The organism is Nostoc sp. ATCC 53789 (assembly GCF_009873495.1).
GTDB lineage: Bacteria > Cyanobacteriota > Cyanobacteriia > Cyanobacteriales > Nostocaceae > Nostoc > Nostoc muscorum_A.
In genome coordinates this window covers 485,059-509,803 of record NZ_CP046703.1, presented here as the reverse complement: position 1 = coordinate 509,803, position 24,745 = coordinate 485,059, and the positions used below count along the sequence as shown (strand labels likewise).

Here is a 24,745-nt window from a genome sequence, read left to right as displayed (position 1 = left end):
ACTAATCGTCATTCTCCTAATTTCTAAAATGCTTCCTTCCAAACGAGTTTATATGTTGATAGTTTTAGGTATAGCGATCGCCCCGATCCTATACCTTTTTTTCAGCATTAAAGCAGCGATCGCTATCATTGTGCTATTTGATGCCATAATTCTTGGATTGATGGTTGCAGATGGCTTGCAGGTGCGGCGTTCTCGCGTGCAAATTACCCGCGAATTACCGTCCCGGTTATCCATTGGGCGCGATAATCCGGTAATCCTAAAAGTAACATCGCCAAATACCAACGCCTTAATTGAAATCTGCGATTACTACCCAACAGGGTTTGGTGTATCAGCGCCCACACACCGAGCGATTATTCCCAGTAATACCACTCAGGAATTGACATATACCGTCAACCCAAAACAGCGCGGCGAGTTTCCTTGGGGAAATATTCAAGTTCGACAATTGGGAATTTGGGGATTAGCTTGGGATGATTGGCAAATTTCCCACAGTCTGCCAGTGAAAGTTTATCCTGATTTAGTGGGATTGCGATCGCTCACAATTCGTTTAACATTGCAATCATCAGGGTCAATGCGCCAATCTCGCAAAACTGGTATTGGTACAGAGTTTGCCGAACTACGCAATTATCGCACTGGTGACGATTTACGCTTTATTGATTGGAAAGCTACCGCCCGTCGGGTTGGTGCTTATGGGAATGCAACGCCACTGGTAAGGGTTTTAGAACCAGAACAAGAACAAACTTTACTAATCTTGCTCGATCGCGGACGGTTGATGACTGCAAAGGTGCAGAACTTGCAGCGATTTGACTGGGGTTTGAATGCAACCTTATCCTTAGCATTGGCGGGGTTACATCGAGGCGATCGCGTGGGTGTTGGTGTATTTGACCGCCAGATGCACACATGGATTCCCCCAGAACGCGGTCAACATCATTTAAATCAGCTAATTGATCGCCTCACTCCAATTCAACCAGTATTATTTGAATCTGATTATTTGGGGGCGGTAACAAATGTTTTGCAACGTCAAACTCGCAGGGCGCTTGTAGTCGTAATTACCGACTTAGTTGATGTCACCGCCTCTACAGAACTCCTGGCTGCACTCTCCAAATTAGCGCCTCGCTATTTGCCATTTTGTGTTACTCTCCGAGATCCACAAGTTGACCATTTGGCACATACTTTTACAGATAATGTTACAGAAGCTTATGCCCGTGCAGTGTCACTCGATTTATTAATGCAAAGACAAGTCGCATTCGCTCAATTGAAACAAAAAGGTGTATTAGTACTAGATGCACCAGCAAATCAAATTGCCGATCAGGTAGTTGAGCGATATCTGCAATTAAAAGCGCGGAATCAACTTTAAGTATCTAGGCATAAATAAATTTAAAGTTTGTAGTCAGGACTTTAGTCCTGATAATCCTTGCTCTGAGCGATAAATCGCTTACTACAAACTAAGAGTTTATCAAAAAAATGGGTTTAAAACCCCATGTTTACTTCGGCTACGCTCAGTAACCATCCAGCACGGCTTTAAAGTAATGAGTAAGGAGTAATGAGTAATGAGTGGATTAAAAATGGGTATTTACTCATTACTTATTACTCATTACTCCTTCTTAAGAGTGCGTTCACGGCGGTGAGGATGTCAATTTATATTTAATGATGTCTATCTACTTAGTAGAAACGCGAAATTGCACTTTGCGCCCCTATACTAATATGTCAATACGGTTCAACGAGACGTGATAAATCGCCGTCTCTACAAGTGTTTTGGTCTTATCTGAACTGTGTTGACTAATATGTCTCTACTAATTTATTCGTTATTGGTATTTTAAATTATTTCAGTTTTAGCGGCTTTCTTTATTTTAGGTTTTAACCAATATTGATTTTGAACTTGATACCGTATTAGCTTTCTGACTTCTTCAGGAGACAAATTTAGTAACTTAGCAGTCATTGCTTCTACCATATTAATCTCAGTGACTGGTAGCACAAAATCCAACTTCCGTAGAGTATTGTTAGCGGTTCTAACCTCAATAAAGCTAAGTCCTTGCTTTTTTTCAATTTCAGCTTTGATTACTTTTAAAATCACAGGAATTTTTACTTGTATTTGTTTATTAAGCTTCAATTCTTGTTGTTGAGGATATAGTCCAAACTTTTGTGCGATCGCTACTTCTGTAACTTTGGAGTTAGGAATTTCAATTTCTAACCTTTTTAGCAGAGAATTTCCTGTTTTAATCTTCACTTGAGTAAATTTTTGCTCTTTCTCTATTTTCATGTCAACCACTGTAAAATTAAGTGTTAGCTCCACCTGTGGTAGTGTATCAGCTTGCAACTTATCCAGCGTCCTATGAGAGAATCCTAATATTTTTTTTGTTAACAAATCACTACCAGTCCAAAAGGCAATACCTAGTACTATCATAGGTAGAATAATTAGTAAAATCTGTGGTTTTAAATAAGGCATAATATTTTAGTTTTTAGTTTATATATAATACTAATTGGTCTGATACTTACGGAGTGATAAATACCAAAAACTATCTATTGGCGCATTCATGATATGCCTTCTGGTAGAACACTTTAAATTTTTAACCTGGGATAGTACTAATACAACATATAAGAGAAAATTGACTTCCTTCTTATTAATATAGTGCGGGAAATTCCCCTGTAATGAATTTACATCAAAAGTTGTATGCGGATATTATTAGTAGAAGATGATTTTGAACAATTAGAACCATTACAAGGTATTCTATCGGAAGCTGGATATATTGTAGATGCTGCGGAAGATGGGGAAATTGCACAGTGGCTGATATCCCAAAAACATTACGATCTATTAATTTTAGACTGGATGTTACCGACAATTAGCGGTTTAAGTCTGTGTCGCCAGTATCGTCTCTCTGGTAAAACTGCACCGGTGTTGATATTGACAGCTAAAGACACCACACCTGATAAAGTTATGGGTTTAGATGCGGGAGCAGATGATTATTTAGTCAAACCCGCAGACTTAGTGGAACTCTTGGCGCGGGTGCGTGCTTTGGGGCGGAGAGTCCCCAATTGGCAGGGAGATAGTCTACGGGTAGCAGATTTGCAATTGGATTTAGCTGAATTAAATGTAGAACGAAGTCACGTAAAAGTCGAATTATCTCCTCGTGAAGCAAAATTATTAGAATACCTGATGCGTCATCCTAATCAGGTTTTAAATCGCAACCAGATTGAAGAGGCATTGTGGGAGTGGGGTATGGAACCGGAAAGCAATGCTTTAACTGTCCTAGTACGCAAGTTGCGACAGCGCTTGCAAGTATTGGGTGCAGCAGACTGGATTAAAACAGTTTACGGTATGGGCTATCGCTTAAATCCCCAATAATTAAATTGAGAATTAGAAGCCTTGAAATTTTTCTTTCAACGATCAATGACAAGTTAAGTAAGTGGGCGTAAATAATTGTCGTTGGGATAAGGCAATAGGCATCAATACGGTTCAGTTAAGGCTAAAACTCTTTGTCAAAGTCAATTTTTTTTACGTAGACGCAAAGCGGCTTGCCCCAGGCTACCACAGAGACGCAGAGGACACTGAGAGAATAAAGAAATGGTTAACTGAACTGTATTGCAATAGGCATAAGGGTTTTAGCTTAGTTCATTTTTATTTACATAGTTTAATTTTATTGTGCCAACTTACTTATGTTTAACCGTAGCCGTCGCAATCTTGCAAGTTGGTTCACCCTAACAATGGGTAGTATTTTAATTGGGTTTGCGGCGGTAGTTTACTATGTGGAAGTTATAGATGAGTTAGAGGAACTGGATATATTACTGTATAAAAAAACCAGTGTGATGGCGGCGAATGTGAAGTCAGAACTATACAATGGTCGCCGACAGCTAGACTTGGAACATGTCCCATTATTGGGAAGCATGGTAGAACCATTGCCAGATATAGGATTAGTGTATGCAAGTTGGTATGATGACCAAAAGCAACTAGTACAATTTTTTGGTACGATTCCGAGCGATCGCCTTTCGGTATTAGGTGGATTTGATACTATCAAAACCAATGATAAAGTATGGCTGCGTCAGGTAACGTTGCCTGTTTACCAGGATGGTTTATTAATTGGTTATATGCAAGCAGCGATGCCAATCACATCTATTGAAAGTGCTTTAGCTGAATTTCGGCTAGTTTTGGCGATTTCAGTGCCGATTACCTTGGGTGCAATTGCCCTGACTGGTTGGTGGTTGGGAGGGCTAGCGATGCAACCAATTCGTCACAGCTACGATCACCTGCAACGGTTTACAGCTGATGCTTCCCATGAATTGCGATCGCCTTTGACAGCAATTATTAGCAATGCTCAGTTTGGCTTTCTGTCTAAATCTACCGACCTTGAGGTGCAACGTCAACGCTTCCAAAAGATTTTTGATATCGGCCAGTCAATGAGTATTCTGGTGACTAATCTGTTGTTTCTAGCACGTTCTCAAGGTCAATTACCCACCGAATCGCTAAAAGAAGTTGACCTCAAGAGTTTACTTGTGCAGATAACAAATGATTATGTCACACACCAAGATGCACAACATATTAGTTTAATTTCTAAATTACCTAATAACAGTGTAACTGTGCTTGGTGATGCTAACTTGCTTTATCAAGCAGTTGTAAATTTAGTTAATAATGCTTGTAAATATACTCCTGCTGGAGGAGAAGTGCAGTTGCACTTATTTACTCAGTCTCATTCTGCTGTAATTCAAGTTATAGATAATGGGATTGGGATTCCCAAAAATGATTTGCCATATATATTTGAGCGATTTTATCGGGTAGATAAGAAACGCTCTCGCAAAACTGGAGGATTCGGTTTAGGGTTAGCGATTGCTCAACAAATAATTCAATCTCATGGGGGACAGATTAGTCTCAGAAGTGTAGTAAAAAAAGGGACGACTTTACAAATTTTTCTACCTTTAAAGTAATAAACATCTTGCAAAAGTTATTTTTGCAAGATGTTGGGGAACTGACTTTTCATGGCATCTGGAAAACCTCTTTCTAAATCTTTTTCCTAAAAGGTTGTTTGAAAAGTATTTTTTTTAACGAACCGCCAAGGCGCAGAGAACGCAGAGAGAAGAAAGAGATGCTTAACTGAACTGTATTGGGATATAAAACTTTTGATACCGACAAAAGGACTCTTAACCTGTCGGTAGCGATCGCTAATAAAGAGATGCCAACACCTTATCTGCTGCTGCCCGGAATGCAGTTGCTGCACCAGCGCTCATATCCCGTGGCGCACAGATGCGATTTCTCACATAGGCGAGTGTGATGGCTCCAACCGCAGCCACAGTCGGATCGGCGTTGTCTTTGCCGCCCACGCGCCCCCACGGTAATGCTGCACCGTTGCCATTAATTAGATAGTCGGCCAGCAATCTGAGGTGGAAATCAACCGCTTCTTTAACGGCTGTTGTGTCGCCATTAACCGCCAATGCTTGCACCCCGGAGTTTTTCAGGATGTCTCCTAAAGCAACTTCTCGGTTATCAGCCAATCTCTCAGCCGCCTCTGCCCTAAATTGGATTTCCTCGCTAAGTGCTGGATCTGGGGGCAAAGGATTGCTGATTGGTATCACACCCCATCGGCGACGTAGAAGTAAATTGTTGGTGGTATCATCCGATTTGACGCGGTGATAGGCAGGACGCTGTTTGAGTGCTTCAAACCAAGCGTTGATGCGAGGATACCGAGGATTTCCCTTGAGGTGATATCCCCGATAAACAGGTAAGTTAGCCGCCAAGCGATCTAAATGGGGGCTATAGGTAATATCTACCACGCTAAATGTAGATAAAAAGTAGGGGCCAGAATACTTTCCTAGAAGTTGCTCAAGTTCGTCTAATTTAGCTTCAAAAGCTGTCTGTAAGCTTGCTAATTCATTAGGATCTTCGGGAGCTTGTCGGAGGAATTTATAAGCGATATCTCTCACACCATTGGTTTCAGCTTCTTCAAGCCACTGCCTAGCAACTGCGTTTTCCTCTGGGTCTTCAGGAAGCAAAGTTGAACCAAATCGTTCTTCTAATGCTAATAGAATCTCTTTAGATTCATAGACTAACTCTCCTTCAATTTTGGCAGCCGGAACAAGGGTCGTGGGAACTAAATCCGTATACCATTTAGGCTTGTTAGTCAAGTCGATAAACTCCGTTGTAAAGGGAATTTCTTTTTCTTCAAGAGCAAACCAAACCCGTTCGCAAAATGGACACCAAGAGTTAGTATCGCGGTAGAGCAATACTGGCGGTTCTGTATCTGGTGGTAGTTTATGAAGACTGCTAGGAATGGGAGCGGTGGAAGGGGATTGCCCTGGTCTACGCACCCGTCGAGCAGGTGTATTTTTTTGGGCAATTTCTAATAGTTCTTCCCAATTAGATACGGTGTCTTGAATTGACATATTTCACCTTGAAAAATTTAGATTGGGTAATGGAAATATAGATAAAAATTGGCACAAAGAATTTATCTTTAAATATTTAGAATTTTAAACTCAAATTATGATGTCTGTTACTACACAAAGTAGAAAACTTTTTCTAGATGCAGCCATCGAGCTATAAACAGCTATGTTTATACCAGTTTGTACAGATAAAAACTTAATTTTTCAACTACTGTCATAAACACCGTTAACTTTATAGGTTTACCGGAGTTAATGGTGATTATCACATGAAAATAGTTTGAAAGCAAGATTTACCATATTTATATTTTTGGCTTGTTTTAGTCAGAGAAGGACACAAAGCAAAAAAATTGTAGGTTGGGTGGAGGCTTTGCGTAACCCAACATTCTGATATATGTTGGGTTGCGCTCCGCTTCACCCAACCTTGTATCTTAGAAATAGTAGTAGACCGTCCCAACCTTGGTCATAATAGACCGCTTCGTAGCATGGGTCACTACAACAATCTCTTTGACAGAACTCGAACAGTCGCCGGGGTCAAAGCTTTAAACGCTGATATTTAAAGTATACAGTCCGTATCGGGCAAGGATGAGTTAAATCAAGGGGATGAATTCAAAACAGGGTACAGAAATTAGTTGAGAGTGAAATATGGAAAATATTTCTCAATGGGTAGGCATTGATGTGAGTAAAGCAACTCTCGATGTTTATATCCGTCCAATGGGTAAAGCATTGAAAGTTGCTAATACAGAAGTAGAAATATCTCATCTAGTAGAACAACTCAAATCATTTGATTTAAATCTGATTGTGTTAGAAGCAACAGGAGGATTAGAAACAGAACTTATTATCCAATTGCAGGCAGCACTTTTACCAGTAGCATTAATTAATCCACGCCTTGGAAGAGATTTTGCGAAAGCCACAGGTCGGTTGGCAAAAACTGATGCTATTGATGCACAAATTTTGGCACACTTTGGGGAAGCAATGAAACCCCAGGTGTTAGCAATTGAATCTGAAACAGCGCGTCAACTGGGCGAATTAATTAGTCGCAGAAGACAGTTAGTCGAGATGCAGACTGCTGAGAAAAATCGTCGGGCGCGTGCCCGTGGTAAAGCATTAGCAGATATTGAGGCTCATATTGAATATCTTGAAGAGCGTCTCAAACAGCTCAATCAACAAATTCAGGAATTGACGCAAAATAATCAACAATGGATTGATAAAGTCAATTTACTCAAAACTACTCCTGGTATTGGTCAAGTTATTTCTACTACCCTCGTTTCTGACTTACCAGAACTCGGTCAATTAACTGCCAAACAAATCTCTCGTTTAGTTGGTGTTGCACCGATCAATCATGATAGTGGTCAACACAAAGGTAAGCGGATGATTAATGGTGGTCGTGCCCATGTTCGAGCGACTCTTTATATGGGTGCTGTGGTTGCTATGCGTCATAATCCCGTTATCAAAGCCTTTTATCAGCGCCTTGTCGAACGTGGTAAATCCAAAAAATTGGCCCTAACTGCTTGCGTTCATAAGATGTTAGTCATTTTAAATGCAATGGTTCGAGATAATTTGCCTTGGTGTCTAACTGACAACTTTAAACCAATTATCAATGTTTAATCACAAGTCAACCTTTTTATACTTTGCTTGATGCCCAGAGCCAGCAATGTACGGCATCCGCATTGATGCTCCCCTATAACTGGGGTAAATTTTTCATGCTGTTTTTGCCTACACGAGAAATCCAGCAACCGAGGAAGATTCGGCGGCGAAGCGGAGTGTCTGGTGCGGGCTTTGACTATCTAGACTACAAGCCATAAGTCTTCTAGCCCGTACCAGACACCGCCGAATCTAGCGCAGCGTTCCTCTGTTGCGTCAATGCTCCAACCCACGTTTTTTTGTTAACGATCGCTTGACTTTTAAGACAGTCGCTACGTCTAAAACCCTTATGCCTATTGCCTAGAAAATTTGGCGCAGCCTCACCAAGAAATCGCATGACTCCAAAATTCTGTTTTGTTGACATCCTTACCGCCGTGAACGCACGGGGAAGAAGGAGTAATGAGTAATAAGTAATAAGTAATGAGTAAATACCCATTTTTCATTCACTCATTACTCATTACTCCTTACTCATTACTTTAAAGCCGTGCTGGATGGTTACTGAGCGTAGCCGAAGTAAACACGGGGTTTTAAACCCATTTTTCTTGATAAAATATGCAATTTCAACGAGTGTAGCCTAAGAGTGAAGCGCCCCATCCAATAAAAGCACTACCAAAGACTAGCCATGCAGCATTGATGCGGAAGTGAATAGCTAAAATGGCTGAGACGATCGCGATCGCCAAACCGAGAAAATCTACAAATGGGGCTTGTGGTAATGTTAAGGTGGCTGCACCCAGTTGCAGGGTGGTAACAACCATTAGCGCTACAGCACTAACATTCACAGCATCCAAAAATGCTCTACTCCAAGAAGAGGCCCGTAAGCGGGGAATTAAGGGATTCAGGGCAGCAACGAAAACAAAAGAAGGTAGAAAAATTCCGATTGTGGCAATAATTGCGCCAGGAATGCCGGCAATGATATAACCAATAAACGTAGCAGTCGAAAGTACTGGCCCAGGAGTAAATTGACCAATTGCGATCGCATCTAGTAACTGCTGTTGTGTCAGCCAGCCATATTCTTGAACTAATCCTCCTTGGAGAAAAGCCACCAAAAGGTAGCCACCACCAAACAAGACACTACCCACTTTCAGAAAAAACCAACCTAACTGCCATAAAGAAACGTTGGTTGCAGTAGATGCGGTAGCTACTGATGCAGCAACAACTGTTGATGCCTTTAAAGTTGCGCCTGTGGTGAGACTAGCAATTAGAAAGTTGGCTTTATCTCCTGGTTTCTCGTTTTTATCGCCAGAATGTAACCAAAGCATACCCAGCAATCCCCCAACTAATAGGGCAATTACTTCATTTAATTTGAATAATAATGTTATTAACGCCACAGCTAAAGCAATCACTAACAATTGGCGAGTTTTCACAGCCTTTTTTGCCAAGCCCCAGAGGGCATTAATAATGATTGCTAAAACAGCCGGTTTAATCCCATAAAGGAGCGGAGCTACTTGAGGTAAAGTGCCGTAGGCAACATAAACCCAAGCAAACCCCCCAGTAATTAGAACCGCAGGTAAGATAAAACAGATACCTGAGACAATCAGCCCCAGCCAACCTGCATAGATGTATCCTATATGGATAGCCATTTCTGTGGAATTTGGCCCAGGAATTAGGTTAGTTGCGCCCAGCAAATCTAGAAAATGCTCCCTTGTCAACCACTGACGACGCTTAACCACTTCATCTTCAATCATGGCAATATGGGCAACCGGGCCCCCAAAGCCGATAACGCCAAGTTTAAAAAACAGTTTGGCGAGTTCACCCAAACGACTTGGTGCTGAGTTAGTCATCTTTGCTAGGGAATATTTTTCATTCAGTTTTAGACTAATCTTAAAAGATTAGGGCTGATACCATTTCACGAAATGCTTGATACAAATAGATTTGTCTCTAATTCTGTCCCCTGCGGTCTATTTCTATCAACCTGAAAGTGAAACAGTATTACGCACTCACTCTACAGAAGAATTATGTTGTATGTCAACGTAAATATATCTCTTCAGATGAAGGCAGGAGGAAAACTACCCTCAGCCTCCTACCTCCTTGCAATGACTGTTAACTCAGAACTATTTAACGCTGTGTGCCACTTTCTCTCAAACCTAACCCCCTTCCCTTCCTTACAAGGGAAGGGGAGCAAGAATCAAAGCCTCTCTCCCTGTGGGCTACCGTGTACACACAAATCATCTTATCCCCCTAAATTCGCCGATAAATTGAGGGAATTGAAGAAATTTCCCCCCTTTTTAAGGGGGGTTAGGGGGGATCGAAACACTGTTAGACAACTTTATAAGACTTGTGTGTACACCGTAGCCCTGTGGGGGAGAGGTTTGGAGAGGGGTTTGAAAAATAAGTTGCACATCGGCGTTATTTAAGCCATTACCATTCCGCCATCGACGTTAAAAACTTGTCCGGTGATATAGTTGGCGGCGGGATCTGCGGCGAGGAAGCGCACCATCCCAGCGACTTCTTCGGGCTGACCGAAGCGACCGAGGGGGATGTATTTTAGGATATCTTCGGGGTTATTAAGATCGCTGGTCATATCGGTGGTGATAAAGCCAGGGGCGACGGCGTTAACGGTAATACCGCGAGTAGCCAGTTCTTTGGCAACGCTTTTCGTGAAGCCGATTACACCTGCTTTGGCGGCGCTGTAGTTGGACTGACCTGGGTTGCCCATCTGCCCAGCAACGGAGGTAATGTTAATAATTCGCCCCGATCGCTGTTTGAGCATGATTTTACTGACGGCGCGTGTACATAAGAAAACACCAGTTAGATTTAGGTCTATCACAGCTTGCCAATCTTCTGGCTTTAAACGCAAAAGCAGTGTGTCGCGCGTAATCCCTGCGTTATTGACTAAGATATCCACACGGCTAAACTTTTCCATAACGGCGTTAACTAGTGCGTCTACTTGATCGCCTTTAGAAACGTCTGCTTGGATAGCGATCGCCTGACCTCCCGCATCTGTAATTTCTGTAACAACTGCCTCAGCCGCAGTACTCGAACTAGCATAATTGACAACTGCGATCGCTCCTTGTGAAGCTAATTCAATTGCGATCGCTTTACCAATTCCTCGTGATGCACCTGTGACAATTGCGACTTTACCTTGTAATAATGTCATTTAATGTTCCTCAATCTTAGAAATACCGCGCTAATTATCTTATGGTGATTTAGGGAACATCTGAATATTGTCTAGATAAAATCTCACTCTTTAGGAAGACAATCTTGCTGTCATCCTGCAAATTAGATATTTTATAGATAAGTTATCCCTTATATTTAGCTTTGGAATAAGGCAATAGGTATAAGGGTTTTAGCCTAGTTAATTTTTCTTTACATAGTATGATTTTATTGTGCCAACTTCCCTTATTTAGACAGCTAAAATAGGTTTAAATACATATCTAATCCATATACACAAACACACACGATACATGGATTTTATTATAAAAATTTAAGATTTTTGCGGATAAATCAATCTATATTGAGTAATCTAATATTTTCCCAACAAAACTCATAAACTTGTACCGATTTTATTTACTAAGAATTACTATTGAAACAAACAATTGAAAATCGGCGTGTGTCACATGGCAACTAAAAAAGAATTTAACAGCTTTGAAGAGATGCTGTCTGCTTCTGATGTACCTGTATTAGTAGATTTTTACGCTGACTGGTGTGGCCCATGCCAAATGATGGTGCCAATTTTAGAGCAAGTCAATCTCCAACTTAAGGATCGCCTACGGATTGTCAAAATTGATACAGAAAAATACACAGATTTGGCTACTCAGTATCAAATTGCTGCTCTACCAACTTTAGTACTATTTAAGCAGGGTCAACCTGTGGATAGGATAGAGGGAGTGATGCAAGCACCGCAGTTGGTGCAATATCTACAAACAAAAGTTTAAGCTAATACTTAGAATTTAGGTTTTGCTTCTTAGAGGCGCGAAATATCGCGTCTCTTTTAGTAAATAGTGGTTGAACTTCTAGCAGATAAAATCTTAAGTAAATATTAAGCATATTTACTTATACGTCTAGAGAAAGTAGTTTAGAAATTGAGATAGCTATATTGTATAGATATAACAAAATATCTTGACAAGTAAAGCAATATATGAATTATAAGCAGCAAAGACCTGACAAAGCCTATATTTGGGTGAATATTGATTTTGATAAGGTTAAATATAGAATAGATGCGGTGACTTGCCAAATTGAGCGGGTTATACAAAAGCACCAAATTTCAAATCCAACTGGTAACTCAGGTAAAAGAAACAATTAGGTTATGTGTGAGGCGATATCTATGATGGGCTACGCACTTTATTCTTAGCATAGCTAACCTAAGCATCTCACCAGTTTTGCATAAAAGATTTTGGGCAAAAAGACAATATTATTATTCGATAATCGTCCACCAAATTTCTACTTATTTATCTTATCCTCGACACTCCTTTTCAGGAGTGTTATTTTTGTGAGGATATTTGCTTGCTAGTTAGGGTGCGATCGCTATTTGGAGCTATCGTTAAAAGGTAAAAGTAGTCCGAAGTACGCCTACAGTCGTAGTTTCATTGTTGCTGTTACCTTCTGGGTTAAAGAGAACAAACGCACCAGGGGTAATGCTGATATTATCGCTAACTTGAAGGCGATAATAGGCTTCTAAATGGTAAGGAGTCGCCCGATTGTCGCCTGTGGGGGTAAGTTGAGCAGAACCACCAGTATCACTACGGAAAAGCGGCTGACCAAAAAGAATCCCAGCAGTGTTTCCTGACTTGAATAAATCTCTGAAGTGAATTCCCGCCATCCAACTTGTAAAGGTGGTGGAAGCATTCACGCTATTTGAAGCAGCATCAACAAATAGTGCTGCACCGTAGCCAGATAAGGCTATCTTGGGAGACAATCGCCATGTTACCGTACCGCCAACAGAGTTGAGTGTGACCGGTGTCCCTGCTGCAACCCCTGCTAAAGCACCGATATCATTACTAATTAATCCTGTACCCAAAATATTGATTTCGTGATAACTGTGGGCATAGTTTAAACCAATATCAAAAGCGGGACTTGGCTTGAAGGTTAACTGTGTGGCAATAACACTACTACCACTAAATAAACCTCCTCCCAAAGGTGTTGTAGAAACTCCTGGTAGTGCCTCACTAGCAGATTTTTGGGGTAAATTGGCATTTACGCTGCCGTATAAAGCTCGTAAATCCAAATTCGGCGAAATACTATAAATAAAGCCCGCCGCCGATGCTAAACCAGTACCTGAAGTCCCACCAGAAATCCGTACTACAGGATTTAAACCAGCGAAACGAGATATTGATTCTTGTCCTTCACCATAAAAAGGCGTAATTGCAGGAAAAGCATCTGATGTTTCCGCCGCAGTTCCCGCAAACAAGGTTAATTTATTAGCGACGGGAAAAATATACAGCAATTTGTAAAGCTGAATGCTGTTTGCGCCAACGCTCGACAAAGTATTGACATTTAACCCCGGAAATTGCGGTTCAAAACTGGTACGAGCGCTACTAGAACTTAAAAGCGGCGAAGCTAATCCTAAACTTTGTTGCAGGCTACCCTGTCCATCGACTCCACCCAAAAAGTTATAGGCTTGCAATCCAGTAATTAATGAATCTTTACCAGTAAAGCTAGTAGTGAGATTTAACCGCACTCTATTGACTAGGATGATATTCGGGTCACTGTCATTAGGAGCGCCACCACTAGCACCAATACCAGCAATAATTGCCTCTCCATTAAGTTTAGTAGTCGTAGAAAACTGATTTGCTTCTAATTCTGCTGTGCGAACTTCTACAGCATCTACTCGACCACGCAATGTTGACAATTCTGCCGCAAATTGTTCTTGTAGTTTCTGCAACGCGGCTAAATCTTCTTTCTTGACCAAATCACCAGTTGCAGTCGCAATCAGTTCGTTGATTCGCTCTAAACAAGCATTTAAGCCAGCAGCAAATTCATAGCGAGTCATCGCCCGATTACCGCGATAGGTTTGATTCGGATAACCTGCGATACAACCATAGCGCTCAACTAAAGATTGGAGTGCCTGAAAAGCCCAATCATTCGGCTGTACATCAGACAATTGGGATACGGATGTTACTTGTGCAAGTTTGTCTGATGGTGGAGATGAGCTTGCAGATTGTGCTGTGATTGGCTGCCCAAACTTAACAGCAGAATCTACTCCTAAATCTTGATTTTTTTGCTGCTGATTGACTGAGGGGAAATTTTTTTGACTATCATTAGCTATCAGCAATTGACTGGAAATATTGTTTGCTAAATCGCTTTGATAAGAATCATTTTTTTGATAGCTGCTATCATCTTGATTAACAGCTACGTTTTTATCTGCGATTTCTAAACTAGGAAGGGCTTGCACAGGTGACAACCCGGCAATTAAACACAAAAAGCCCATCCCACTAGCAGAAGCTAGTAGATATTTTGCCATCATAACTCCTAACACCGATAAAATAGGGAAAAATTAATTGCGATTTTAAAATTGATTGATAAGTAAATTTAAAGTATTTTTAGCAAGATAATCTTGTCAACTTTAAATTTTTGATATCAGGATTTTTTCTGAATTGGCTTACCAGAACATCAGCTTATATCGCAAGTATTAAATAATAGTAAATACTATTTTTGGAAAGAATTAACAAAAGATTATATTGATAGTTTTTATAGTTACTATAGCAAATAATAAATGGTTTTTGAACAGAAAGCTCCGTAGGATGCCTGATTCATAAGCTTTCCAAATTTTCTCTGTTCAAATCTAAAATCGGATTGCTATATTGACAAAATAATAATTAAATAAGTAGATCGGTGAAATTAAAGCTAACTGGCTAAGGCTGTCATTTGTCCTTTGTCATTATTCATTAGTAAGGGTTATAAGCATATTTACGTTTTGTAATATACTTAGTTTTTTTAACGCCAACTTACTTGATTCTGATTTTGTGATCAAGAATATAAATATTGAGCCAAGGATTTGATATCGTTAGCGAATGTAATACATATTTGTATTTAAAAGTATTATTTAAACTCAAACCTTCAATCTGCCGTTGCAGCTTTTAGTTTTAACACTTTCGCCAACAGTATCAGGATTTCGGCTCAATACCTACCAAAGGATAATTTATTCAAAAAAAATTAAGAGACCGCGATCGCAGTCTTGATTGAAGTACAGGTAAGATCGGGAGGAAAACGGTATAAATAAGTTCTCTTACGGTTATTAACCAGTTTCATCCAAGAGAAGCTTTACAGTGATCGCATACAGAAAATTTTTCAACAAGGAGCGCAATATATCACATTTTGGCAAAAAAAACAACACCTTACAGTAAGTACTATTTTTAACAAAACATTTGTAACTACCCTTGCAGTTTATTTACCCACCGCCTGCTATTCTTATAGTTACTTCGGTCTGTCATAGCAGATAGATTATCCTCAATAATGTTTTAATTTATTAGCGCTCATATACCATCCTGGTACTGTGGGTGCTTTTACTTTATGCTTGATAGCAGCAACCAACCTAGTAGTCTGCCAACCTAAAAATGCTGCGTGATGGCTGGGGAAAGGGGAAGGGGTAAGGGGTAAGAGGGATTTGAAACCTTTCCCCCTTACCGATGCGGGAAGGGGGAAATTTAAGAGAGAGGTTTTCCAAATACCCTAAGCTGACAGTGAAGCTTTAACTTGACCAAAACGGCGATCGCGACTTTGGTAGCTCAACAAAGCCTGATGAAATGATTCTCGATTAAAATCTGGCCAAAGAATATCGCTGAAATACATCTCTGTATACGCCATTTGCCACAAAAGAAAATTACTCAATCGCATCTCACCACTAGTACGAATCAGCAAATCGGGTTCTGGAGTATCTGCCGTATAGAGGTGTTGTTCTACAAGACCTTCATTCACTTGTTCCGCACTGAGTTGGCCCTGTTCTACGAGTTGAGCTACTTGACGGCAAACTCTGGTAATTTCGTTGCGGCTACCGTAGTTGACCGCAACAGTAAAGTGGATTGCTTGATTGTTCAACGTCTCTGTCATTGAACGCTCCATTTCTGTTTGTAGAGACTTAGGTAAAGCCGATAAATCTCCAATAAATGATATTCGTACACCTTCTTGATGCATCTGAGCCAACTCGCGATGTAATAATCGCTCAAACAAATGCATCAGAAAATCTACTTCTTCAACAGGACGCTGCCAATTTTCTGTTGAGAAAGCGTAGGCTGTCAACGCTTTGATTCCCCAATCTTTGCAGCAACGCAATAGTTCTTTGAGTGTTTTTGCTCCTTGGCGATGTCCAGCAATGCGCGGTAATCCTCGACTGCTTGCCCATCTTCCGTTACCATCCATAATGACAGCGATATGTTGGGGGATTTTTTGGGGATTTAAATCGCTGGGTAATTTTGATTTGTCATTTGTCATTTGTCCTTTGTCCTTTGTTTTTACTAATAAGTAGTTTCAAATAAATCTTGCAGATACTCTGATGTGAGGGTGTTGTTCCAACTCCACAGACGACGCATTGTATAGGTGAAGGTGAAGAGGAGAGTTGCTTTGTTAGTCAATGACCAAGCATTCCAGTTGAGGGTAGCCATCATGCGGCGGAGAGTACGCATGAGGTTGTTGCGCTGATAATTTTGCGATCGCGTTTTGATGAGTGTGCGTCCAATTCGTGTCAACCCAGTATCAGGGAAAGTCCAGACTCCAAACCCCCAGAATTTGGTCGTATGATTGATTTCATCTTGTGCTAGTTCCTCTAAAACATCCTGGAGTGCGCCAGTGGTGTGAGCCATCAACCAAATATAGAGACAGGTTGCACCGTATTCTGTGGCAATGCGGTGTAAGCCGTGGCGATATAAGTCTTCGTGAGCATCATCTGTGGGGAGATAGCTTCTAACAGTACGAAATTTTGGGGTAATTTTCTCGCCTGTTAATTGGGTGTAAACTTTGATTAATGCTGGTGTGTGCTGACGTTCTTCCTTTTCCCACAAACCAAGTTCCAGCAGTTCGCCATTTTCACCGACAGTTCCACCAACAAACCGAGCCATTTGAGGATGCAATTTTTCTAAATACTGCCGACTTGTTTGGGTATAGCCGCGAATTGGTGCTTCTGTATCCATCGCACCTATCAATATAGATAAAAATACCTCTGCGTCTAAGCCGATAATTTGATTGCGGTTAATTGTTTGCCAGTCGATGAGTTTCCAGGGACGCGGTTGGGGATTGGCAAACTGTATCGGTAAATCTTGCAGGCGGTTATGTAGTTGTTCGACTGCAATATATTTGTCTATGAGGGAACGGATGCGGCGCTGTGTTTGCAAATAATGAGGACTGGGATAGCTTTGACCTGCTAAGTCTTCTGTGATTGGGCTGAGGGTGTTAAGCATATTTTTATACTTAAATTTTTATCTCTATGCCCAATAGCCTAAGCGATCGCACTTTGTTTTGTCAGTCGGCTGAAGTCGGCAGTTTGATGTGATAGGGTTGCAAAAGTCGGGGAAAAAGTTGGTTTTGACATCTCCTTCGGCTTCTAGCCGAAGGATTCTAAACTGATGTTGCTATGGGGTCTAAAAGACCCACTCCGCAACGTTTGCGATATGATTTGGATAATCGCGTAAACAAATCAATTCGCTGTGGCACTGTCAAAGATGCCCTACCCACCTCGGCTAGATTTAACCCTAGCTGTGTGGCTACTTTTCGCATGATGTTTGCGCTTCCATTGCAATCTGCATTAACAATGGAGCCGTCTTTGCTTCTGTACTGTCCTCTATTTATGCGGTTTCCGCTTGCTTTCCACCCTTGGGGCTTTTCGCCATGCTTGGGCAGGGAGTCGCAATCAAGAAATGATGCTTTACTTGTATATGCTTCCTCGGTAATTGTTAAAATAATTCCGTATTCCGGGCAGAGTTGTTTTAACCTTTCAATTAATCGACTGGTTGGGATAACTACAAAATTCTGGTTATTTCTTTTTCCCATGTTGGAATTTTGTTTCTGTCCAACATTCCAACCAATAACAATGTTGCCCACCTTATCGTTAAGACATTGATTGACAATAAATCTAGCAGCCTTATTGATTGCATCTCGCATCTGGTTGTTACGCTTACGTTGCACTCTATCAAGGTTGGAATCCCAATAAAAATCTGACTTGCCTTGTTTGTATTTAGCAACTAAACGTGAATATCCTTGATTCAGTGATCTAAGTTTGCGACCATCAATAATCAAACTTTTCCCACGGGTTGAGACACCTGTTAACCAATTAGAACCGCCGTGGTCAAAACTCCATGCTTGCGTGTAATCTAATTGGGGATTATTTTCTATTGGCTCTTTACCATCATCAATCACCCAATCAATCCATAATTGACCAAAGTTAGGGCGTACTGTTACTTCCTTGACCCAAGCTGAATCTATAAATTCTGGAAGATATAATCTAATTTCAGTTAGTAATTCTGCTTTACTTTCTTTACTAATTGATGGCTTGAAATATCCCTCATTAAAATTTAGAGCCTGACGCGGAAATGTAACAGCAGCTAGACCTCCCTTTTTGCGATATTTCGGCAAGGATGGTTTATCAACCTCACCGTTGTAATAAGCTTTGACCAGTCCGTTATAGGCTGTAATTGACTCACCAAATGACTTTAGCGTTTGTTGTGCTGATTGAGCCGCCATTGCTTTGTAATGCACATTCTGTTTGAGAATTAAGTCTAACTCAGGGTAAGTTGTAGTGCATCTATAAGTTTTCCATCCACTACGTAAATCATCACCACGCCAATAAATAGTAAAGGCATTACCATTTTCTTGCAATTTGGCGTAATGAATTTTCTTAGTTTCGTACAATGCACAATTTATCAAGCTATTAGCATTTTCGCACTGGTTTAACCAAAAAGCTGTTTCTTCGTCATTAAATTTAGCCCTAATTGAACAGGTTTTGTACACTTGTTTTTACCTCCTGTATATCTTACTATAAATGTTGCTAGAGTATAAGTCAACAACATTTAATTAGTGGCTAAATTATCACCATCAGACTACGAATACAGGCGGACAAATGGCTCAGTTTCATCCCTAAACTACCATTTTGTATTTGTTCCTAAACGACGAAAAGCCGTGCTAATAAAAGAAGTAGCACAGCGTTTACAAGAAATTATATTAGAGTTAGTAGTTGAGCATAGTTGGAGACTTATCGCTTTAGAAATAATGCCTGATCATGTTCATTGTTTTTTAAATGTCCCAACGCATGAGTCACCTGCTGATGTAGCTAGATGGATTAAGGGGAGGGCATCTCATCACCTCAGACGCGAATTCCCGCACCTGAAAAAACTCCCTTCTCTCTGGAGTCCTAGTTACTTTGTCGCTTCGACTGGTGCAGCAAGTACAGAAGTTGTGAGAAAATATATTGAGAATCAAAAAAGTAATTAAAACTAAAACGCCTGATAAATCAGGCGGATAGCTTTCATCCCCCGGCTAAAAGCCGGAGGTTCTCAGCATAGGTACGATAGAAAATATCGCTGTCTGAGCCTAGAATCCCCCGAATTTAGCGAAGTGGATTCGGGGGAGTATATCAAGTCAGACTGTCTGATTGAAGTCAGGATAAGAGCCTAGTCAGGGGGATCGCTCTGGCTAGGCTGAAACAGGATGTAGCGTTACCAGGGCCCCCAGATAGCAAAGGTTATTCCTGGACTCTGCATATTGACAAACATCGTCTGACCATCGGGGGAGAAGCAGACCCCGGCGAACTCTGATGTGTTGAGGGCATTTTTAGCAAACTTATAAAGACTTCCACTGGGAGTGATGCCCAGAATGTAATCCGTTCCATCCCCATCTTCACAGAGAAAGATGTCCCGGTTGGGGAAAACCACAATATTGTCTGGATTGTCTAGCACACCAGAATTGTTGGGTTCAATATAGAGTTCAACGGTATTATTAGCGGGCGAATAACGCCAAATCTGCCCATTTCCAGAACTACTACCACTCTTGCAAGTGAAGTAGACATAACCACTGCCATAAAAGATGCCTTCCCCACCTGAAAACCTGGCGGCACCGCTGTTATACCCTGCTGTTCTGACAGTATCAGATGTGGGATCAGGATTGCTAATCTGTACCCAGTTCACCGCCCTAGGCGTATTTTTTGGGAAACCCGTAGCTGTGTTGATTCCAGACGACCCCGTAATTCTTAAAGCGTATAGCGTGCCGCCAGCACTCAGGTTGTTGCTTTGGTTGGGAATGAAGCGGTAGAAAAGCCCATCACTCCGGTCTTCTGTCATGTAGATATACCCTGTGTTGGGGTCTACAGCAGCAGCCTCGTGATTAAAACGCCCCATAGCGGTTAGTGGGACGGGGGTGACAAAAGTATTTGCACTACTGGGAACTTCAAACACATAACCATGCTTCTTGCCGTTATTGCTTTCAAAAGTTTCCTCGCAGGTTAACCATGACCCTGAAGGCGTAGGGCCACCAGCACAGTTGCGAATAGTTCCAGCTAGGACACCCCGATGTTCTACCAGGTTGCGGGAAGAATTAACAACCAATTTAGTACAACCGCCCCTCCCATTTGTGTTGTACTTGCTGACATTGGGAGCGCCCACACCATTGCCAGAAGTACCGAGTTCATGATTGCGAATTAGAATCGTATTGCCATTAGACCCGGCAAAAGCACCCATACCATCGTGACCACCCGGTACTAAGTAACCATCATTCATCGTTTGGCCTGTTTCGGATAGTCTGCGGTAAGTGAATCCTGATGGCAAATCTAATACTCCGTTGGGGTCGGTCACTAAATTGCCGTAGGGGCCCGCAGCGATCGCAGGTTTAGCATAAAATGCTTGCAAAGGAGATAGAAGGACAGCACCTGTAGCAGATGCTCCTGCCAGGGTAAAAAACTCACGTCTCGATAAATTCAATGTATACTCCCTGATGTTTTAGATGAGGCTTAATTTGTTGTAAATAGCTAGCCTCAATTATCTAAGAAGAGTAAGCTTTTCAAATTAATAAGAGGTTAAAAAAAGATTATTCAAGGCATTGAAGTAATACAAATTTCTAAACTTATCTCCTTAATGTTTTTTCTTTGGCAAGTGATTATTCGTATGTAATAAGTGATGTTCCGGTTCATCGTTACAATTATGTAAAATTAATACAAAAATGACAAAGCTACAAATTAGCTCTCCATCAGAAACAATAATAGACGCTCAGAAATACTGGAACGCCACTGGTATTTTTCTAGAAATAGGAGCAAGTTATAAGTTTGAAGTACAAGGAGAACAGTTTTGGTATGATGCCAAGATTAGAAGTGATGCAGATGGGTATACAAAACCGTGGCTACGTTGGGCTAAGATGTTCCGCAGAAAACCAAACGAAAACTGGTTTTCCCTAATTGGGAATATTGGCCAGTCTGCTGAACAAGAGTTCTTAATTGGGAAGAAATTGGAGAAATATAAAGCTACTTCAAGTGGGGAGTTGTTTTGTTATGCCAATGATCTCCCAATAATGTATTTTAACAATCATGGAACTTTAATTTTGACTATTACAAGATTGAGCTAATTGACAAACGTATTAAAGAACTAGCGATACTAAATTAATTTTTTGGGTCAATTAAGTGGCTTTTGCAAGAGACTCCATTAGTTGCACTCACAAGAAGCAATGAAAATTGCGGCTGAATTTTGAATAAAGTTTGCAAAAGTCGGGAAAAAAGTCGGGTTTACAGAATCTTATCCGAAAACTCCCGCAATATAACTGTAGAGTAATTTATAGTTGTCCCTAAAATCTGAACTCCCCTCGTCGTTACACAATGGACGCTGAAGCAGCATTAGCATGGTTAGATGCCACAATTCCCCCGCAGACTGGGGAACGGTTGAGCGATTTGCAAAAAGTGATTCTTGTGCAAGTTTGGTTGGGTAGAAAATATTTGGATATCGCTCATTCTTACGGTTGTACCGAAGGACACGCCAAGGATGCGGGTTCTCAGTTATGGAAGCTGCTTTCTAAAGTATTGCGAGAAAAGATTACCAAAAGTAATTGTCGCGCTACTTTGGAACGGGTTCTGAGAAAAACTACTGCGATATCATCCAGTCTGATTGATTACTCGCGATCGCCACATCCCACCCCAAAATTAGAGGATACCAATTTTATTGGACGAACAGAAGCGATCGCTCACCTGAATAATTTGGTAAATCAAGGCTCGAAAGTCATTGTCATCCAAGGTGAGGGAGGCTTAGGCAAAACTACTCTAGCGCAGCAATATCTCCATCAAGAATTTGACTTGGTTTTGGAACTGCTGATGGCGAAGGAAACTCAAAACATCACCCCCGCCGAACGAGTAGTAGAAGAATGGCTCAAACAAGACTTTGAGCAAGAACCTGGAGTAGAATTTGGGGTTACATTGGGACGACTCAAGCGCGAACTCCACAATCGGCGGATTGGGGTATTAATTGACAATCTCGAACCTGCATTAGATCAACAAGGTGGATTGATTGCTTCTCACCGCAACTATGTAGAACTATTGCGGGTGTTGGCTGATGCCAGGGTGCAATCTGTTACCTTGATTACTAGCCGCGATCGCCTTTGTGAACCTGGGTTGAATGTAAATCACTATCGGCTTCCTGGTTTGGATCAAAGCGCATGGCAAAAGTTTTTTAGCAACCGTGGGTTAGTCATCGACTCGCCAACCTTGCAAATCATACATCGCACTTATGGCGGTAATGCTAAAGCAATGGGAATTCTCTGTGGTTCGATTCAGGAAGATTTTGGCGGTGACATGGTTCTTTATTGGCAAGAAAATCATGCCGATCCTTTAGCAGCAACGGACTTAAAAAATTTAGCGGTTAGTCAAATCAATCGTTTGCAAGCCCTCGACCCTCAAGCTTATCGCTTGCTTTGCCGTTTGGGATGTTATCGTTACCAAGATATACCCACCATCCCATCACAAGGGTTATTTTGTTTACTTTGGGATGTCCCACCCGATCAACATCGCCAAATCATCGCCTCCTTGAGAAATCGGTCTTTAGTGGAGTGCGATAAAGGCGAATATTGGCTGCATCCGGTGATTCGTGCTGAAGCGATCGCACGTTTACGCCCCAGCAATGAATGGGAAATTGCCAACCACAAAGCCGCAGAATTTTGGACAGCTAGTATTAAACAAATTGAAACTTTTAAAGATGCTTTGCAAGCTCTCGAAGCATATTATCATTATATAGAAATTAATGAGTTTGAGTTCGCAGGTAAGGTAATTTTAAAAAGCCGAAATAATCAATGGCAGCAATTTTTGCCTCTTGGTAGTACGTTGTATCGGATGGGTTTAATTCAACCGATACTGGCGGCAATTAATCAAGTTGTTAACAATCTGGAAAATAACCAAAACCTCAGCGAACTCTATAATATACTGGGCGATCTATATTGGATAACAGGTAAAATTAGTCAAGCGATCGCTTGTCAAGAAAAGACTCTTACTCTGGCAACCAAAGCACTAAAATCACTTATACCTCAGCCAGAAAATAAACATCCAGTTTACTATCTGAGGATGCTAGAGGTAGATTCTTTATTAAGTATTGGTCTTTACAAGATAGATTTATGGGAGTTAGAGGCAGCCGCAAATTTATTTCAACAAGTAATTTACCTAGCCCAAAATACTGAGCATCATCGCTGGGCAGAGAAAGCATCAGTTTGTTTAGCTTTGGTGTATTCTTATTTAGGTTTGCGTGATGCCTCCTTTGCATTAGCAGATGTAGCTTATCAGAATATTACGAACGAAAAACTGGTAGAACAGACTGGGAGATTTGTCTATTTCATGCAAATTTTGGGTCAAACATACGTCAATTTAGGAGAGTTTTATCAAGCAAATAAAATATTACACCAAGCTTTAACTTTTGCGGAAGAAAGCCACTATATGCAGGTGAAAGCAAAAACACTCAATGGTTTAGCAGAAATAAATCGGCAACAAGCAGATTTTGAATTAGCCCTGGCTCATCATAGAGAAGCAATCGAACTGTTGGATAAAATAGGTGCTAAGTGCGATCTAGCTGAAGCTTATTATCAATTAGGTTTAACTTATCAAAAGATGGCAAAGCCTGATGAAAGTAAACTTAATTTTAATCAAGGAATTCAGTTATTTACTGAAATAAAAGCTCCGAAGCAAGTTGAAAAAATTTCAATTTCACAATCTGGTTTATTTATCTGCGTTAGCAGGCAGTGTAACAGTGATAATATATAAAATATGAGTTGCTTATAGTTTCTGAATGAGGCAATAGGCAATAGGAAAGAAGGCTTTTGAGTTGTATTTTTCAAAAATCAAATATGAGTCCTATAGTAAATTAATAATCAGGCTCATGAAGATTTCCTAGCTGCAAGCCCAAACAAAGACAAACTCATGCTTGTGTGACTTGCACTGAAGAATGTGTCCAGTACCCATATCTCCAAACGAATAAGGGATATTATCCTTAGAAGCCAGTTGAAAAACCTGACGCATAGGTTTCTGACAAATGGGGCAGCCAGGACATTCCATTCCCTGTACCCATTCTGGATAACCCCCTAGTTTATCTCCTTCTACAGGTGTAATGCGATCGCAAAAATCATCCAGATCCTCAAAGCCCAGTAGCTCAATCACTTCATCTTCTAGCGTTTCATTTCCCAATTTATCCCAACCATAAACCAAGGCTACAAGGTCTTCCAACTGGGGATAATCTTCCACTTCTTGCCAAGCAATAATAGTTTTAGCAGAAAAATGAGATCAATAGAATTAGAGACGCAATTAATCGCGTCTGTACAAGAGTTAGGAGTTAGTATTTGATGGCTTCTGATTCATAACTCATAACTC

At 40.9% G+C, this 24,745-nt stretch carries 20 protein-coding genes; 9 read left to right on the top strand and 11 right to left on the bottom strand.

Annotated features, from left to right (window positions below; all coding sequences use genetic code 11):
* The first annotated feature begins 28 nt into the window (after window positions 1-28).
* A complete protein-coding gene (locus GJB62_RS01915) occupies window positions 29-1,354 on the top strand; it encodes a DUF58 domain-containing protein (RefSeq protein WP_114086258.1) in 1,326 nt (441 codons plus the stop codon).
* A gap of 459 nt (window positions 1,355-1,813) precedes the next feature.
* Here the strand turns inward: GJB62_RS01915 and GJB62_RS01910 are convergent, their stop codons facing one another.
* Entirely contained in the window at window positions 1,814-2,443 is a 630-nt protein-coding gene (locus GJB62_RS01910; RefSeq protein ID WP_114086259.1) for a hypothetical protein, read from the bottom strand.
* 225 nt (window positions 2,444-2,668) lie between these two features.
* On the opposite strand from GJB62_RS01910, the gene rppA reads away from it, so the two are divergent.
* Window positions 2,669-3,340, top strand: a complete 672-nt coding sequence (gene rppA / locus GJB62_RS01905) for a two-component system response regulator RppA (RefSeq protein WP_114086260.1) — start codon at window positions 2,669-2,671, stop codon at window positions 3,338-3,340.
* 311 nt (window positions 3,341-3,651) lie between these two features.
* Window positions 3,652-4,914 carry an ATP-binding protein gene (locus GJB62_RS01900; protein ID WP_114086262.1) on the top strand — a complete coding sequence of 421 codons (1,263 nt, stop codon included), beginning with the start codon at window positions 3,652-3,654 and terminating at the stop codon, window positions 4,912-4,914.
* Between the two features lie 234 nt (window positions 4,915-5,148).
* Here GJB62_RS01900 and GJB62_RS01895 read toward each other — a convergent pair whose 3' ends face one another.
* Window positions 5,149-6,366, bottom strand: a complete 1,218-nt coding sequence (locus GJB62_RS01895; RefSeq protein ID WP_114086263.1) for a glutathione S-transferase family protein — start codon at window positions 6,364-6,366, stop codon at window positions 5,149-5,151.
* 639 nt (window positions 6,367-7,005) lie between these two features.
* Between GJB62_RS01895 and GJB62_RS36895 the strand changes: the two genes are divergently transcribed.
* Window positions 7,006-7,968 carry a transposase gene (locus tag GJB62_RS36895; RefSeq protein WP_209271464.1) on the top strand — a complete coding sequence of 321 codons (963 nt, stop codon included), beginning with the start codon at window positions 7,006-7,008 and terminating at the stop codon, window positions 7,966-7,968.
* Window positions 7,969-8,170: 202 nt separating this feature from the next.
* Here GJB62_RS36895 and GJB62_RS36890 read toward each other — a convergent pair whose 3' ends face one another.
* The 3 genes from GJB62_RS36890 to fabG form a co-directional block, all read right to left on the bottom strand.
* Entirely contained in the window at window positions 8,171-8,368 is a 198-nt protein-coding gene (locus tag GJB62_RS36890; RefSeq protein ID WP_209271463.1) for a hypothetical protein, read from the bottom strand.
* 196 nt (window positions 8,369-8,564) lie between these two features.
* A complete protein-coding gene (chrA, locus tag GJB62_RS01890; protein ID WP_114082713.1) occupies window positions 8,565-9,785 on the bottom strand; it encodes a chromate efflux transporter in 1,221 nt (406 codons plus the stop codon).
* Between the two features lie 569 nt (window positions 9,786-10,354).
* Complete coding sequence (fabG, locus tag GJB62_RS01885) at window positions 10,355-11,101, bottom strand: 3-oxoacyl-[acyl-carrier-protein] reductase (protein ID WP_114082711.1); 747 nt, start codon at window positions 11,099-11,101, stop codon at window positions 10,355-10,357.
* 460 nt (window positions 11,102-11,561) lie between these two features.
* On the opposite strand from fabG, the gene trxA reads away from it, so the two are divergent.
* Together trxA and GJB62_RS01875 are read left to right on the top strand one after the other, a co-directional pair.
* Window positions 11,562-11,879 carry a thioredoxin gene (trxA, locus tag GJB62_RS01880; protein WP_114082710.1) on the top strand — a complete coding sequence of 106 codons (318 nt, stop codon included), beginning with the start codon at window positions 11,562-11,564 and terminating at the stop codon, window positions 11,877-11,879.
* A 203-nt stretch (window positions 11,880-12,082) separates the two neighbouring features.
* On the top strand, window positions 12,083-12,247 hold the full coding sequence (locus tag GJB62_RS01875; protein WP_159402432.1) for a hypothetical protein: 165 nt from the start codon (window positions 12,083-12,085) through the stop codon (window positions 12,245-12,247).
* 237 nt (window positions 12,248-12,484) lie between these two features.
* Here the strand turns inward: GJB62_RS01875 and GJB62_RS01870 are convergent, their stop codons facing one another.
* The 4 genes from GJB62_RS01870 to GJB62_RS01855 all read right to left on the bottom strand — a co-directional run bounded on the left by GJB62_RS01870 (window position 12,485) and on the right by GJB62_RS01855 (window position 18,879).
* Window positions 12,485-14,404 (bottom strand): iron uptake porin, encoded by a 1,920-nt coding sequence (locus GJB62_RS01870; RefSeq protein WP_114082709.1) that lies wholly within the window; start codon window positions 14,402-14,404, stop codon window positions 12,485-12,487.
* Between the two features lie 1,208 nt (window positions 14,405-15,612).
* Window positions 15,613-16,371 (bottom strand): isoprenyl transferase, encoded by a 759-nt coding sequence (locus GJB62_RS01865; RefSeq protein WP_114082708.1) that lies wholly within the window; start codon window positions 16,369-16,371, stop codon window positions 15,613-15,615.
* Window positions 16,372-16,394: 23 nt separating this feature from the next.
* The gene (locus tag GJB62_RS01860) at window positions 16,395-17,333 is read right to left on the bottom strand and encodes a ferritin-like domain-containing protein (RefSeq protein WP_114082707.1); all 939 of its coding nucleotides are present in this window, start codon (window positions 17,331-17,333) and stop codon (window positions 16,395-16,397) included.
* Window positions 17,334-17,490: 157 nt separating this feature from the next.
* Window positions 17,491-18,879: an RNA-guided endonuclease TnpB family protein gene (locus GJB62_RS01855; protein ID WP_114082706.1), complete on the bottom strand. Its 1,389-nt coding sequence runs from the start codon at window positions 18,877-18,879 to the stop codon at window positions 17,491-17,493.
* 66 nt (window positions 18,880-18,945) lie between these two features.
* Here GJB62_RS01855 and tnpA point away from each other — a divergent pair, with 66 nt between their 5' ends.
* Window positions 18,946-19,359, top strand: coding sequence for an IS200/IS605 family transposase (gene tnpA / locus GJB62_RS01850; protein ID WP_114082705.1), 414 nt, complete (start codon window positions 18,946-18,948; stop codon window positions 19,357-19,359).
* A gap of 224 nt (window positions 19,360-19,583) precedes the next feature.
* Here the strand turns inward: tnpA and GJB62_RS01845 are convergent, their stop codons facing one another.
* The gene (locus tag GJB62_RS01845) at window positions 19,584-20,840 is read right to left on the bottom strand and encodes an alkaline phosphatase PhoX (RefSeq protein WP_114082704.1); all 1,257 of its coding nucleotides are present in this window, start codon (window positions 20,838-20,840) and stop codon (window positions 19,584-19,586) included.
* A 238-nt stretch (window positions 20,841-21,078) separates the two neighbouring features.
* Between GJB62_RS01845 and GJB62_RS01840 the strand changes: the two genes are divergently transcribed.
* Together GJB62_RS01840 and GJB62_RS01835 are read left to right on the top strand one after the other, a co-directional pair.
* Window positions 21,079-21,477 carry a hypothetical protein gene (locus GJB62_RS01840; RefSeq protein WP_114082703.1) on the top strand — a complete coding sequence of 133 codons (399 nt, stop codon included), beginning with the start codon at window positions 21,079-21,081 and terminating at the stop codon, window positions 21,475-21,477.
* A gap of 247 nt (window positions 21,478-21,724) precedes the next feature.
* Entirely contained in the window at window positions 21,725-24,142 is a 2,418-nt protein-coding gene (locus GJB62_RS01835) for a tetratricopeptide repeat protein (RefSeq protein WP_114082702.1), read from the top strand.
* 126 nt (window positions 24,143-24,268) lie between these two features.
* On the opposite strand, the gene GJB62_RS01830 is transcribed toward GJB62_RS01835, so the two are convergent.
* Window positions 24,269-24,619: a hypothetical protein gene (locus GJB62_RS01830; RefSeq protein WP_245246070.1), complete on the bottom strand. Its 351-nt coding sequence runs from the start codon at window positions 24,617-24,619 to the stop codon at window positions 24,269-24,271.
* Between the last annotated feature and the right edge of the window lie 126 nt (window positions 24,620-24,745).

Excerpts from the sequence above, each read along its gene's own strand:
- fabG (WP_114082711.1), bottom strand. The coding sequence starts at position 11,101 with ATGACATTATTACAAGGTAAAGTCGCAATTGTCACAGGTGCATCACGA.
- GJB62_RS36895 (WP_209271464.1), top strand. The coding sequence starts at position 7,006 with ATGGAAAATATTTCTCAATGGGTAGGCATTGATGTGAGTAAAGCAACT.
- GJB62_RS01840 (WP_114082703.1), top strand. The coding sequence starts at position 21,079 with ATGACAAAGCTACAAATTAGCTCTCCATCAGAAACAATAATAGACGCT.
- GJB62_RS01860 (WP_114082707.1), bottom strand. The coding sequence starts at position 17,333 with ATGCTTAACACCCTCAGCCCAATCACAGAAGACTTAGCAGGTCAAAGC.
- GJB62_RS01865 (WP_114082708.1), bottom strand. The coding sequence starts at position 16,371 with ATGACAAATGACAAATCAAAATTACCCAGCGATTTAAATCCCCAAAAA.
- GJB62_RS01900 (WP_114086262.1), top strand. The coding sequence starts at position 3,652 with ATGTTTAACCGTAGCCGTCGCAATCTTGCAAGTTGGTTCACCCTAACA.
- trxA (WP_114082710.1), top strand. The coding sequence starts at position 11,562 with ATGGCAACTAAAAAAGAATTTAACAGCTTTGAAGAGATGCTGTCTGCT.
- chrA (WP_114082713.1), bottom strand. The coding sequence starts at position 9,785 with ATGACTAACTCAGCACCAAGTCGTTTGGGTGAACTCGCCAAACTGTTT.
- GJB62_RS01870 (WP_114082709.1), bottom strand. The coding sequence starts at position 14,404 with ATGGCAAAATATCTACTAGCTTCTGCTAGTGGGATGGGCTTTTTGTGT.
- GJB62_RS01895 (WP_114086263.1), bottom strand. The coding sequence starts at position 6,366 with ATGTCAATTCAAGACACCGTATCTAATTGGGAAGAACTATTAGAAATT.
- GJB62_RS01835 (WP_114082702.1), top strand. The coding sequence starts at position 21,725 with ATGGACGCTGAAGCAGCATTAGCATGGTTAGATGCCACAATTCCCCCG.
- GJB62_RS01875 (WP_159402432.1), top strand. The coding sequence starts at position 12,083 with ATGAATTATAAGCAGCAAAGACCTGACAAAGCCTATATTTGGGTGAAT.
- GJB62_RS01910 (WP_114086259.1), bottom strand. The coding sequence starts at position 2,443 with ATGCCTTATTTAAAACCACAGATTTTACTAATTATTCTACCTATGATA.
- GJB62_RS36890 (WP_209271463.1), bottom strand. The coding sequence starts at position 8,368 with ATGTCAACAAAACAGAATTTTGGAGTCATGCGATTTCTTGGTGAGGCT.
- rppA (WP_114086260.1), top strand. The coding sequence starts at position 2,669 with ATGCGGATATTATTAGTAGAAGATGATTTTGAACAATTAGAACCATTA.
- GJB62_RS01915 (WP_114086258.1), top strand. The coding sequence starts at position 29 with ATGCTTCCTTCCAAACGAGTTTATATGTTGATAGTTTTAGGTATAGCG.